The following is a 13,844-nucleotide window of genomic DNA, read 5'->3' as shown; positions in this document are numbered from 1 at the left end:
AAAACTACGTCAGACTTAAACTGAACCGCCGTATACCGAACGGTATGTACGGTGGTGTGAGAGGTCGGAGGCTAGGCACCTCCTCCTACTCGATTTTATGGAACTATCGGGGCAGAATAGTTCATTAAGGGAAATCGAATGTTTGTTACTAGTAAATTTATTTTCCTCGCATTAATTCAACGCGATATACACTTATAATAACTTATACCTAAATATTCTAAAAAAAACTATACCTTCAATTGTTAGACGAGTCCTAACAATTGGGGTGCAGTTCATAAGTATGCGAGTCATACCTTTTTCTCAGGTTTCTGGAGATTTTACTTCTTTCTCCTTAGAGGTTAATACTTCGTTTTTTAGGAACCAGCAAAAGAATAGCACCACGAGGGAGAGTACGAGCGAAACCCAGTACAGATTTTGAAAAGCGTACACATATATACTTTTTAGTTGCTCTATCGCATTCCCATCGAGCCCTTCAGGAATACCACCCTTGGCAGCCTGTCGGAATGCCTCCTCGCTTCTTGATGGAAGATTACCACCAATTCCACTGATACCCAATGAAATTTTTGATGCGAGTAAACTACCATATATGCTGAGTCCAATCGTCATTCCAATTGATTGAAAGAGTGCAATTGAAGATAAAGCAATTCCACTATCCTCTTTTGGAGTCGATTCCTGTACGATAAGATTATTATTAAGTACCACACCAAAGCCAAATCCAATCACAATAAAGTAGATGATGATTAAGATTAAATTGGTGTGAACACCTATGCTTGTCATCAAGTAAAATCCAATAACCGGCATAAGGAGTGAAACGGCAAAAACATACCGGTACGGCACTTTTGTCATTAACTGGGCGGTAATGACACTGGAAAGTATGGAACCTACCATTAATGGTAAAATGATGTAACCGGACTTAATAGGGGTAAGGCCAAATACGTTTTGAGCGAAGAACGGAAAAGATGAGAATGCCCCCATAACACTGATCATCATTGTAAATACTATCAAGGATAAAACAACAAATGTACGGTTTTTAAAAAGATGAATTGGTAAAATCGGCTCTTTTGCCTTGGATTCTGTAACTACAAATGAGATGAGCAGTACAGATCCAAGAGTCCATAGACCGATTATAGTCGGCGAAAACCAAGTATATCCCTCATTTTGGTGCAAGACCGGAGTAATTAGTAGTGTAAGGAGGGAGCCGACTAGCAAAGATGCACCAGTCCAGTCGATGTTTACTTTCTTGTCTCTTTTAGATTCATGCAAACCAACGTAGAGAAAACTAACTGCAATGATACCGACAGGGATGTTAATCCAGAAAATCCAGTGCCAAGAAATATGCTGGGTTAAATAACCACCAATCAGTGGTCCTATTAACTGAGGAATAAGCATCATTGCTCCGAATATCCCTTGAATTTTGGTACGCTCTTTAAGTGTTAAGGCTTCACCCACGATGGCCATTGCTAGTGGAATCAAGCCACTGGCCCCAATCCCCTGAATACCTCGACCTAATAGCAGTGTAAACATTGAAGTGGAGAAGCCACTGACCAACGAACCTAAGATAAACAGGCTTATACATGTGGTATAGATGAATCTTCTACCATACAAATCACCCAATTTTCCTGTGATTGGCATAAAAGAAGTCATAGCAAGCATATAAATCCCTGCTACCCAACCGTACATCGACAATCCCCCTAAATCACGGACAATAGTAGGCAAGGCGGTACTAACAACCGTTTCATCCAGTTCGGCAAATATAATCCCGATAATCAGTCCGATAATAATTAGTATTTTATTGTTCGTTTGTTTCAATTTATACACCTTCTTTCAATTAAATCTTTTACAATTTAATTCTACTAAATATTACAGAATGTTATATTTCGCTAATGTTAAATACATATTATTTATCAATATAAAATAACTCTCTTATACATCGCCCGCATAAGGTTCAGGCCTTTATAAATATGTTGAATTTAAATAAATATACATTTTTAATAGAGGTATATTAATGATTGGTAAAGTGCGATCGTAGACGCTTTAATGCTGTTTGGATACGTTCGATAATTTGAAAACCTAATTAAAATATTACAAAAGTTACATTTTAATTACATATAACTAGTTATTCAAAAAAAATCTTGGTTTATAATTCTACCTAAGAGATTGTTAGTATTTTTTGAGTAAGTTATGATATTGAACCGTACAGTAGTTCGCAAAAAATCCAATGGCTTTTTCAACAATCGGGCGGGTTTGTTGAAAGGATATAAAAATCACATGCTAGGGTAACCTTTTTCGAACTAAGGCGCGTTAGCTGATAATCGGAGCTGTCTTAAAGGAAGCTTTTTCTTATGGAACTAAAGGAGCAGCGTTCCTGTATTAACTGAAATACTAAAAAGTTTGTGAAGAAATCTACTTAAACTAACGGGTGCGTTAGTTCACTAAAAGAAAAAAGGAGAGTACATATTATACATGGCTAATATGTACTCTCCTTTATTTATTAAGTTTTTTTTATAATTAGGTCTAGATAATTTTGAAAAACTAACAAACATTAAAGGACCGTCAATAGACCTGTTTTTTGTACGAAAGAAGGATGGCCACCAAGTTTCGACGAATATATCAATATACTTTTTGGAGGTGTTGGATATGGCGATTTGTTGTGGAGAGTGTCACGTTGAATTAAAGAGTGATGATTATGTGACATTGGATGAATTTAGCACGCTGAGGCACACATATTGCGGTTATGATCTTATTGCCGAGCTGATCAAAGACATTGGGACTTATCGAAATATCAAAACAAAGTATTGGTTTTCCCGTGAGCGTACTAAATGAAAATCGGTAAAATCTTGGAGTTAATTAAAACTGATACACCAGCGAATATTGCCTAAAGGGCTGATGTTCATCTTTCAGAAAAATGACTAAGAAAAGCATTGAATAAAGCTGGTTATGAGTATAGAAATTCAGGCAAAAAAGGCTGGTATTTCGTTGGTGAAGGTGAAGAGGAAGCGGTACAAGAGCAGCTTATTTATGACTTTGCAACAGCAGGAAAAGCAAAGGCGAACGTTTCAACTAATGTAAATAAAGAACCTATTAACGATACCAACCAACGTTCTACCTTGGCATAAAACGTGGTAAAGAACAGGTCAAATAAGCGAACGAACAATCAGCACCAACCATAGAACGAACCAACGTTATAAGAAAACGTTCTTCATTCGATATGGATGTTGAACTTATGAAGGAACTAAAAATACAAGCAATCATTCATGATAGGACGGTTTATGAACTTGTTGAAAGTGCCGTAAGGACTATTTAGCTGAATTAAAGGGAAAATGATGTGGCTTTGAAATAAAGTCACGATGTTTATAATAAAGTTGCACCGTTTTACCCCTTTGGATAATATCCTCTAAAGGGGTGTTTTTATGTCCAAAAGATAAAGTACATCTGAAATTTAAAAATGGATCAAGGGAATTTGAGTGGTAATAGAGTTGTTCCGTAAAAGGGCGCGATTCTTTAATAAGAATTACTTTTCTTATAGAACTCACGGGGCAGGTTGGTTCATTAAGAACTCACACTTATTTTGGAAATTTTTGTTATAATGGAGTGGATATTTAATACAGTTGTATTAAATAAAGGGGTGTTGACTTGATTGGTTGGTTAATTATTTTCTGTGAGATTGGATTTTGGGTGTTTGTTTTAGCAGGATTATTTGTTAGATATATTTTAAAGAAAAAGAAGCTTGGTACATTGTTGCTTATTTGTACACCAATCGTCGATATCGTTTTACTCATTGCTACTTTTTTAGATTTAAAAAATGGAGCCATTGCCACCACCGTACATGGACTTTCTGCCATTTATATAGGGGTAAGTGTAGCGTTTGGGCATCAGTTGATTAAATGGGCGGATGCGCACTTCGCTTATAAATATGGAAATGGTGAAAAACCTATAAAAAAGAAAAAATTCGGAAGGGAACATGCGAGACAGGAGCGCTTAGGATTGTTTCGGCATTTTGTTTCTTGGTTAATAGGAGGAGCTCTTTTAGCAGTGATGATCTTTTCGATTAATAATCCTTCTCAGACTCAAGCATTGCTTAATACTTTAAGATTATGGACATTGATCTTGGTTATTGATTTTATCATCAGTTTTAGTTATACCTTGTTTCCAAAAAAAGAAAGGTGAAATTTTCTCTCAATCTTGAAAAATGTGAAACGAATATTGTAAGGGGACTTTATTAGCTGAAGATCGGAGCTGTCTTTAAGGCAGCTTTTTCTTTATTAAACTATCGGAGCAGGTTAGATCAATAAGTCCTATGGTATAATTCTGCTAATAGTTGAGTTTTCGGGGGTAAGTCAATGAATAATTTTTTTAATGATGAAAACTATACTGGTAATCACCTTCATGTAGATATTTGGAAATATGAGTTCACTCCATATATAGAAGTAATTGCTTGGGTAAGAAATGACAGTTCAATGGACTTGTTTTTTAATGATTTCGCAGATGATAAGGAGTTTAAAGCGTTATTTAGTGATAAAGAATACTATTATAATGAACTTATGGGTGTATTTCTAGGTAATGTTATCAGGAAGTATACGAAATGTTTCGTAATTGGGTTTGATGGAGTGCTATACCCATTTAGGAAGAGAGCTAAATAGAAAAGAAAGGATTTTTTCTCTCTTAATTGTTAGTTCTATTTATCATTGTATAAATGTAACCTCTTTACTAATTTCCATATTTTTCACCTCCTGCTTGGACGTGAATGCGTTTACATTTAAATTTGCCATGATAACGTTGTAAAATTTCCTGTTTAAATAATCAACTATATTCACCTCTTAATTTACTCAATATATTGGTGTATAATAAATAAATCCATATAAAGACGGAGATGAATGCTTTGGTTACAATTACTGATATCGCGAAGCTTGCCGGAGTTGCTAAGAGTACAGTTTCACGTTATCTAAATAATGGTTCTGTTAGTGAGGCAACGAAAAATAAAATCGAACGTGTGATAAATGAAACCAGCTATGCTCCTAATGCCTTCGCTCAAAGTTTAAAAGCAAAGAAAACTAATATAATCGGTACCATTGTACCGAGACTTGATTCATATGCTTCTTCTCATACGTTAATTGGCATTGATGAACAATTAAGAGAACTAAATTATCAAATGCTGATCTCAAATTCCGGTCAGGATTTAGATCAGGAAATTGAAAATATTTACACACTGGCTAAGCAAAAGGTTGCGGGAATGATTTTGCTTCCATCCCAAGTTACAGACGCCCATTTAGAGGCCTTCAAAGAGCTGCACTTGCCCGTTTTACTGGTTGGTCAGCAGCATGAAACAATTCACAGCATCATACACAATGATTATGAAGCAGCATATGATCTCGGAAAACATGTGCTGGAAAAAGGTCACCGTAAGATTGCTTTTTTGGGCGTAACAGGAAAAGATATTGCTGTAGGAGTCATGCGGAAAAAAGGATTTCAGCAGGCGATAGATGAAAAATCAGACTGTGAAGTAAGGTATTATGAAACAAGCTTCAGCATAACAGATGCATTAATCAATGTCCCCTCCATTATTGAGGAATTCACTCCCTCAATTATCGTATGTGCAACTGATAATATAGCGATTGGTGCTTTGAAAGCAGCCTATTTAAGAGGTTTAAAAATCCCAGAAGACTTGTCGATCACTGGATTTGGAGGTTATGAAGTAACAGAGATGATTCACCCAGGCATAACTACAGCGAAATTTTACTACAAAGAAGCAGGACAAATGGCAGCTAAAAGTATCGTAAAGCTTGTTAACGGGGAAGAATTACCAAAATTATCTCTATCAAAATATAAAATTATTGAAAGAGAAAGCGTTGACAATCGTTTACTACACCGATTATAATCAAAATGAAATCGGTTACCAAATATTTCCCTTCTAAAATGTAACCGGTTTCTGTGAATCAACTTGTTGATATTATATTTTTTGGTTTATTCTGGAACCGGTTCCGTTGCTTAATATATTCATATATTTTTTTGAATTCAAACGGAACCGGTTCCAAGTCAGCGTTTATAAACGTTTAAAAGGAGGATCATTATGAATTATAAAGAAGTATCCCAGGAAATATTGGAGGCAATCGGCGGGAAAGAAAATGTGGCAGCTGCAGCACACTGTGCGACTCGGCTCCGCTTAGCTTTACATGATGAAGACAAAGTCGATCAAGTAAAACTAGATGAGATGGATGCAGTAAAGGGAACATATTCAACTGGAGGACAATACCAGATTATTATCGGTGCGGGAACTGTTAATGAAGTATACAAAGAGTTTTCAAAGCTAACTGGACTTACTGAAATGTCGACGAAAGATGTAAAAGATGCTGGTTCGAAGAAAATGAATCCGCTTCAGCGCTTTGTAAAAATGCTTTCTGATATTTTTGTTCCTATTATTCCTGCAATTGTTGCCGGCGGTCTATTGATGGGGATTAACAACTTGCTCACAGCACCTGACTTATTTATCGCAGGGCAATCCATTGTCGATGCTAACCCGGGATTCGCAGATTTAGCAGCTCTAATTAATACATTTGCCAACGCAGCATTTGTATTCCTTCCAATCTTAATCGGTTTCTCTGCCACACAGCGGTTTGGCGGAAATCCTTATCTGGGTGCTACACTTGGAATGCTAATGGTTCACCCTGACTTATTGAATGGTTGGGGATACGGAGGAGCCTTAGTAAGCGGTGAAATTCAGGTCTGGAATATTCTCGGATTTGAAATTGAAAAAATCGGATATCAAGGCACTGTGTTGCCAGTACTTGTTGCTTCCTTTATTTTAGCAAAAATAGAAACGTATTTGCGAAAAGTCATTCCTTCTGCACTAGACAATATTCTAACACCATTATTGACAATTTTTATTACTGGTATCTTAACGTTCACAGTAGTAGGACCGATTACTCGTGCTACAGGGAACTTATTAACAGACGGTCTCATCTTCTTATATGATGGAACTGGTTTTATCGGAGGAGCTATATTTGGACTTCTTTACGCACCTATCGTTATCACAGGTATGCATCATAGCTTTATTGCTGTAGAAACACAATTACTTTCTGATATTTCAAAAACTGGGGGCTCTTTTATTTTCGTAATTGCAGCAATGTCCAATATTGCTCAAGGTGCAGCAACCCTTGCAGTTACTTTCATTACGAAAGATAAAAAAACAAAAGGTACGGCATCTGCAGCGGGTATTTCGGCTCTTTTAGGGATTTCAGAACCTGCAATGTTCGGTGTTAACTTAAAACTGAAGTATCCATTTATTGGAGCAATCATAGGTTCAGGAGTGGCTTCTGCTTTCGTCACCTTCTTCAAAGTAAAGGCGATTGCACTTGGCGCTGCAGGTCTACCAGGGATTATTTCCATAAAAACAGATACAATTATCTTTTATATAATTGGTATGGCCATTTCCTTTGCTGTTGCCTTTATCGCAACATTCAGTTTAGCAAATCGGACAGATAAAAAAGTTGCTGCCCTTTCTCGAAAAGAAGCAGCCTAATTTATTAATATGAAAAGGGCTGTTCGAAACAAGGAACAGTCTCTGATTTTTTAAAGGAGTCTGATCACATGGGATGGACAAAAGAACAGCGTTATCGCCGCGTTGAAGATGTTAATCAGGTAGAGCTGCAAAATTTGCAAACAAGAGTAAATGAATGCACATGGCGACAAACCTTTCATATACAGCCTTTATCCGGCCTACTTAATGACCCTAATGGCTTCTCTTTTTATCATGGCGAGTACCATTTATTCTACCAATGGTTTCCACTTGGTCCTGTACATGGGTTGAAGTATTGGTATCATACGAAATCAAAAGATCTTGTTTCTTGGGAAAATGCGGGCATCGGGATTGCACCGGATGATTATTATGACAGCCATGGAGCCTATTCCGGAAGTGCTATTGAATATGAAGGAAAACTATATTTATTTTATACCGGCAACACTCGTGATGAGAATTGGCAAAGACATCCCTATCAATGTATCGCCATCATGGAGAAAACGGGACAAATTGAAAAATTGACCCAACCATTCATTCGGGACGTACCAGAAGGATATACTAATCATTTCCGCGACCCGAAAGTTTGGAGAGAAAATGATACCTTTTATGCAGTAATCGGTGCACAGCGGAAAGACAAAACAGGATGTGTCGTCCTATATCGTTCCTCCAATCTAGTAAACTGGACATTTGTAGGAGAGTTACAAACTGACCTTGGAACTTTTGGATATATGTGGGAATGTCCGGATTATTTTGAACTGCAAAACTATGGTGTGCTGATGTTTTCTCCACAAGGTTTGGAGCCCAAGGGAGACCTTTACCACAATATTTATCAATCCGGTTATGTTATTGGCAGCAAGCTAGATACATTAACCCACTCATTATCACATGGCTCTTTTCAGGAGCTTGACAGAGGCTTTGATTTTTATGCGCCGCAAACAATGGTTAATCCTGACGGAAGGCGTATCCTTGTCGGATGGATGGGCTTGCCTGAAATCGACCTACCCACAGATAAAAATGGCTGGGCGCATTGTTTAACACTGCCAAGAGAATTATCTGTTCGAAACGGCAAACTGATTCAGCGGCCAGTGCAGGAACTTCAAGCGCTACGCAAGCAGGAAACTGAAGTAAAAGGTGTTTTGAAGAACACCAAGAACATGTATGAAGAGTTCAAAGGAGTATCCTATGAAATGGTATGTGAATTTGAAAACAACGATGCCGTTGAATTTGGTATTGAATTCAGGGCCGGTGATGATGAAAAAACGGTCATTAAATATGATACTGTAGAGAAAAAAGTCATTCTTGACCGCTCTTCTTCAGGTGAGACCGTTGGAGAAGCTTATGGAACAATCCGAAAATGCTTTGTGAATACCAAAAAAATTAAGTTTCATTTATTTGTAGATACCTCTTCTGTTGAGATTTTCATCAATGACGGTGAAGAAGTATTCACGAGCCGGATTTTCCCTCGTGAAAACAGAAATGAAATTCGTTTCTTTGCATTATCTGGAAGCACCACTTTTCAAGCAAAAAAATGGAGTTATGTATGAAAGCGAGAGGTAAGGTATGAGAAATTTATATGCAATCGGTGAAGTATTAATTGATTTTATCCCCCTTCAAAAAGGAATCGCACTAAAAGATGTAATGGAATTCGAGCGTGCACCAGGAGGCGCTCCAGCGAATGTTGCTGTATCAGTTGCCAGAAATGGCGGCAATGCATCGATAATTACTAAGCTCGGAATGGATTCATTTGGGGACTTTCTTTTAGAACAATTGCAGCAAGCCGGCGTGAAAATAGATAAAATTACGAGAACGAATGAAGCCAACACAGGCCTTGCTTTTGTATCTTTGCTTGAAAATGGTGAACGTGATTTCTCTTTCTACCGCAATCCTTCTGCAGATTTGCTGCTTCATGAGACTGAAATTAACGATAGCTGGTTTGCAAACGGAGACCTCCTCCACTTCTGTTCAGTCGATTTAGTGGAAAGTCCTATGAAGCATGCGCATGTGAAAGCCATTACTTCTGTAAAAGCAAAAGGCGGAATCATCAGCTTTGACCCAAATGTCCGCCTTCCGCTTTGGACTGATCCTGAAGAATGCCGGAAAACGATTTTAGAGTTTGTTCCAATGGTTCATATTGTGAAAATTTCTGATGAAGAGCTTGAGTTTATTACCGGGATTACTGACAAAGAAAAAGCAGTTTCTTCGTTATTTACTGGTGCTGTTAAAGCAGTAATTTATACAAAAGGAGCTCAAGGTGCCGAATTATATGTAAGAGGTAAAAAATACGAATCAACCGGGTATCGCGTGGGCGTACAGGATACAACAGGGGCTGGGGATGCATTTATCGGAGGCTTGCTGTATCAGTTATTGGAAAAAGACGTTCGGCAAGGAAATCTGGAAGAAGTTCTTGAACTTCATCACCAAGAAATTCTAAGCTTTGCAAACGCTAGTGGCGCTCTTACTACGACTGGAAAAGGAGCAATCTCTTCCATTCCGGCCAAAGAAGCGATTTATCAACTGCAGCAAATCGATCAATAATGGCGCCTGCCCTAAACGGAAAAGTACCGACCGATTGGCTTGCTTAGTTGATAAGGACCGATTAAAAGGCCTTGGAGCTGAGGGCGTTTTGGAGATAGGAAATAACATCCAGTCAATTTTTGGACCGAAATCAGACCAGCTAAAAGAACAAATCAAAAAAGTGATTGCTTAGAAATTTGCTGTTCAGCCAGAATATTAAAAATAATTGGAGGTATTACCTTGTTAAAAAACTTATTTGGAAAAAAAACAAAAATTTCGGAAATAAAATTAGTATCGCCAATTGAAGGAGAAATTTTAAAGCTTGAAGATGTACCGGATCCAGTTTTTTCACAGAAAATGATGGGAGATGGTATTGCTTTCTTTCCTATCGAAGGGAAGGTAGTGGCGCCGGCTGATGCAAAAGTCATCAATGTCTTCCCGACGAAGCATGCCATTGCATTGGAAACGGCAGAAGGGCTGGAAATATTGATTCATATTGGATTGGACACGGTTAACATGAAAGGAGAAGGGTTTTCCGTTTGTGTGGCAGAAGGGGACCAGGTTAAAGCAGGAGACATATTGGTCACCTACAGCCTTGAACTGGTAAAGGAAAAAGCATCAAGTACTATTACACCGATGATCATTACCAATGGAGACATTGTGACACATTTAGAGTATCACTATAGTGGACAATCTGTAGCCGGTAAAACGACCGTTCTGGTAGTTACCTTAAAATAGGAGAATGAGTAAAATAGAAGATTCTCGTTAAAGAACTAAAGTACATATGACCAAGAGATGTCCACCCCAGAAATGGGGTGTTTTTATTTTGACTAAGTTGGTATCATAACTTAACGGAATTGTGTTACTTTAGGTGATAATTTGCACTTACTTTAAGTGCTATTTTGCACGTATATTATTACTGCAGTTTTCCGGGGCTGCCATTTGGTGACCTTTTTGCTTAATGAACTAAAGGGGCAGGTAAGTTCGGAGCTGTCTTTAAGGCAGCTTTTTTTCTTTATGCAACTATCGGGCAGGTTATTTGCATAACGATTTGGATTTTTATGGTATGATTTTAAATGTTTAATCAAAAACACGAAAAACACTCTGGATGCTTCCAGGGGGTTTTTCGTGTTTTTGATGAAGTTCTTCATTAGTCATTTTGGTACGTACAAGCGCCGTATTGGCATTCACAAATATAATTTTATATTTCCCATCCCCATGATTTCTCAAACTGAAAGGATTATAAACTATAACCCTTTTTATTAAGAAGAGCATGTTTAATACATGCTCTTACTTCTTTTCTTAATGTTATAGATTGTCATTCTTGTGAGTTAATTGATTCGTTCGTAAAAGTACACATTTATGAACGGGGATTTTTTTTATGAAAAAGATTTCAACATTCGCTAAAGACAGATACTTCTAAACGTTCGACTTTGATTATATTGACGAGAATCCAGTTGAATTCAAAAAGCTTGCATTATTCATTATTATTATTATAAAATACTTGTATACAAGTGTACTTGAACTCTATAAGAAGGTGAATTTATGGCTGAATCAAAGGAATTTCTTTATCCTGTAAAATGGCTTTCAAAAGCTTCAGCTGGTGATCGCGTAACATCCGAGCTTAGAATGCGTATTATTTCGGGGATGATTGAAAGCGGTGCCATCCTTTCTGAAAATAAATTAGCTGCTGATTTCGGTGTAAGCCGCTCACCAGTTCGTGAAGCCTTAAAAATACTGGCCTCTGAAAATATCATCCGATTAGAACGTATGGGTGCGGTTGTCATTGGTTTAACAGAAAAAAAGTATGCAGAGATTTATGACGTACGTATACTCATTGAAACGTTTGTATTTGAACGTCTAGTGAGGATGAACACGAATGAATTAGTAATGGAACTAAGTAAAATATTGGAAATGATGAAGGTGTCCATAAAATACCTGGATGCTGATGAGTTTTCCTATCAGGATGTTCTATTCCACGAAACGATCATTCGATCCATCGATCATTCCTACATCCATATGATCTGGGATAATTTAAAACCCGTGATGGAAAGTTTGATTCTTCTATCCATGCGCAGCCGTTTTAAAGAAAAGTATGAAGACTTTACACGGATCATAAATAATCATCAACTTTATATTGATGCGATCAAAACAAAAGATCGAGACATCATGATTAAGTCGTTACATGAAAACTTTGATGATGTCCAAGGGAAAGTTGAAGACTTATGGATGGCCCAGCAGATGCTTTCAAAAGGAGTCGAACAAGAAAATGACTAGCTATATGTTAGGTGTAGACATCGGTACAACAAGTACAAAAGCTGTATTATTCACGATAAAAGGCGATGTCATTCAGCAAGAGAATATTGGTTATCCTCTTTACACACCGGATATGACAACAGCGGAACAAGACCCTGAGGAGATTTTCCAGGCTGTTCTGAAAGCCTTTTCAAATATAACGAAGCAGCATCCAGATAAAAAACCATCATTTATTTCATTTAGCAGTGCGATGCATAGTGTTATAGCTATGGATGAAAATGACCAGCCGCTAACCCCTTGTATCACTTGGGCAGATAATCGCAGTGAAGCTTGGGCCCATAAAATTAAAGATGAATTAGATGGACATGAAGTTTACAAACGAACCGGAACACCGATTCACCCGATGTCACCATTATCCAAAATCGCCTGGATCGTGAATGATCGCCCGGAAATCGCAACCAATGTTAAAAAGTATATCGGGATTAAAGAATATATCTTTAAAAAGTTCTTTGACCAATATGTTGTCGATTATTCCCTTGCTTCGTCGATGGGCATGTTGAATCTCAAAAACTTGGATTGGGATGAGGAAGCCCTAAGAATTGCTGGAATAACGCATGATCAATTATCTGAACTCGTACCAACAACAAAGATCTTTAACAACTGTGACGCGGATTTAGCCAAACAGATCGGGATTGACCCACAAACCCCATTTGTCATTGGGGCAAGTGATGGTGTCCTTTCAAATCTAGGTGTAAACGCTATCCGAAAAGGTGAAATCGCTGTCACGATTGGGACAAGCGGTGCGATTCGGACAATTATTGACGAGCCGAAAACAGACGAAAAAGGAAGAATCTTTTGCTATGCCTTAACGGAAAAGCATTGGGTGATTGGCGGGCCGGTAAACAATGGCGGAATGGTCCTTCGCTGGATTCGCGATGAATTTGCTTCTTCCGAGGTGGAAACAGCTAAAAGACTCGGAATCGACGCTTATGAAGTCTTGACCAAGATTGCCGAACGCGTAAGACCTGGCGCTGATGGATTGTTATTCCATCCATATCTTGCAGGTGAACGTGCACCATTATGGAATCCGGACGTAAGGGGTTCATTTTTCGGATTAACACTGTCGCATAAGAAAGAACATATGATTCGAGCGGCTCTGGAAGGAGTCATTTACAATCTATACACCGTATTTTTGGCCTTAACCGAGTGCATGGACGGTCCCGTGACCCGAATTCAAGCTACGGGAGGTTTCGCAAGGTCGGCTGTTTGGCGGCAAATGATGTCCGATATCTTCGAATCGGAAGTCGTGGTTCCGGAAAGCTACGAAAGTTCGTGCCTGGGTGCTTGTATATTAGGGTTATATGCCACTGGGGAAATTGATTCCTTCGAAGTGGTTTCTGAAATGATAGGCAATACCCACAAGCACACACCGAAAGCTGATTCTGTAAATGAATATAGGCAGCTGCTGCCGATTTTCATTAACCTTTCAAGGGTATTGGAAAATGAATATACTCAGATTGCGAATTATCAAAGAAACTTAATAAATGCTGCAAAGTAAAGA

At 38.1% G+C, this 13,844-nt stretch carries 12 protein-coding genes; 11 read left to right on the top strand and 1 reads right to left on the bottom strand.

Features of this window, described 5'->3' with window-relative positions:
- Nucleotides 1–300: 300 nt before the first annotated feature.
- Entirely contained in the window at nt 301–1,809 is a 1,509-nt protein-coding gene (locus ACIQYG_RS23110; protein ID WP_402842982.1) for an MDR family MFS transporter, read from the bottom strand.
- Between the two features lie 828 nt (nt 1,810–2,637).
- Here ACIQYG_RS23110 and ACIQYG_RS23105 point away from each other — a divergent pair.
- The 11 genes from ACIQYG_RS23105 to gntK all read left to right on the top strand — a co-directional run bounded on the left by ACIQYG_RS23105 (nt 2,638) and on the right by gntK (nt 13,841).
- On the top strand, nt 2,638–2,823 hold the full coding sequence (locus ACIQYG_RS23105) for a hypothetical protein (RefSeq protein WP_251438049.1): 186 nt from the start codon (nt 2,638–2,640) through the stop codon (nt 2,821–2,823).
- 98 nt (nt 2,824–2,921) lie between these two features.
- Nucleotides 2,922–3,116, top strand: coding sequence for a hypothetical protein (locus tag ACIQYG_RS23100; RefSeq protein ID WP_402842979.1), 195 nt, complete (start codon nt 2,922–2,924; stop codon nt 3,114–3,116).
- A gap of 517 nt (nt 3,117–3,633) precedes the next feature.
- A complete protein-coding gene (locus tag ACIQYG_RS23095) occupies nt 3,634–4,167 on the top strand; it encodes a hypothetical protein (RefSeq protein ID WP_402842976.1) in 534 nt (177 codons plus the stop codon).
- A 173-nt stretch (nt 4,168–4,340) separates the two neighbouring features.
- Complete coding sequence (locus ACIQYG_RS23090) at nt 4,341–4,640, top strand: hypothetical protein (protein ID WP_402842973.1); 300 nt, start codon at nt 4,341–4,343, stop codon at nt 4,638–4,640.
- A gap of 239 nt (nt 4,641–4,879) precedes the next feature.
- Complete coding sequence (locus ACIQYG_RS23085; protein ID WP_402842970.1) at nt 4,880–5,875, top strand: LacI family DNA-binding transcriptional regulator; 996 nt, start codon at nt 4,880–4,882, stop codon at nt 5,873–5,875.
- 192 nt (nt 5,876–6,067) lie between these two features.
- A complete protein-coding gene (locus tag ACIQYG_RS23080; protein ID WP_402842967.1) occupies nt 6,068–7,516 on the top strand; it encodes a sucrose-specific PTS transporter subunit IIBC in 1,449 nt (482 codons plus the stop codon).
- A gap of 68 nt (nt 7,517–7,584) precedes the next feature.
- Nucleotides 7,585–9,057 carry a sucrose-6-phosphate hydrolase gene (locus tag ACIQYG_RS23075; protein WP_402842964.1) on the top strand — a complete coding sequence of 491 codons (1,473 nt, stop codon included), beginning with the start codon at nt 7,585–7,587 and terminating at the stop codon, nt 9,055–9,057.
- 16 nt (nt 9,058–9,073) lie between these two features.
- Nucleotides 9,074–10,048: a carbohydrate kinase family protein gene (locus tag ACIQYG_RS23070; RefSeq protein ID WP_057277268.1), complete on the top strand. Its 975-nt coding sequence runs from the start codon at nt 9,074–9,076 to the stop codon at nt 10,046–10,048.
- A gap of 219 nt (nt 10,049–10,267) precedes the next feature.
- Nucleotides 10,268–10,765 (top strand): PTS sugar transporter subunit IIA, encoded by a 498-nt coding sequence (locus ACIQYG_RS23065; RefSeq protein ID WP_054397421.1) that lies wholly within the window; start codon nt 10,268–10,270, stop codon nt 10,763–10,765.
- 807 nt (nt 10,766–11,572) lie between these two features.
- On the top strand, nt 11,573–12,304 hold the full coding sequence (locus ACIQYG_RS23060; protein WP_402842958.1) for a GntR family transcriptional regulator: 732 nt from the start codon (nt 11,573–11,575) through the stop codon (nt 12,302–12,304).
- Nucleotides 12,297–13,841 (top strand): gluconokinase, encoded by a 1,545-nt coding sequence (gene gntK, locus ACIQYG_RS23055; protein ID WP_402842955.1) that lies wholly within the window; start codon nt 12,297–12,299, stop codon nt 13,839–13,841. The genes ACIQYG_RS23060 and gntK overlap by 8 nt, the downstream gene beginning before the upstream one ends.
- The last annotated feature ends 3 nt before the right edge of the window (nt 13,842–13,844 follow it).

Source organism: Peribacillus sp. NPDC096622 (assembly GCF_044762665.1).
Classification (GTDB): domain Bacteria; phylum Bacillota; class Bacilli; order Bacillales; family DSM-1321; genus Peribacillus; species Peribacillus frigoritolerans_B.
This window is presented reverse-complemented; position numbering and strand designations above follow the sequence as displayed.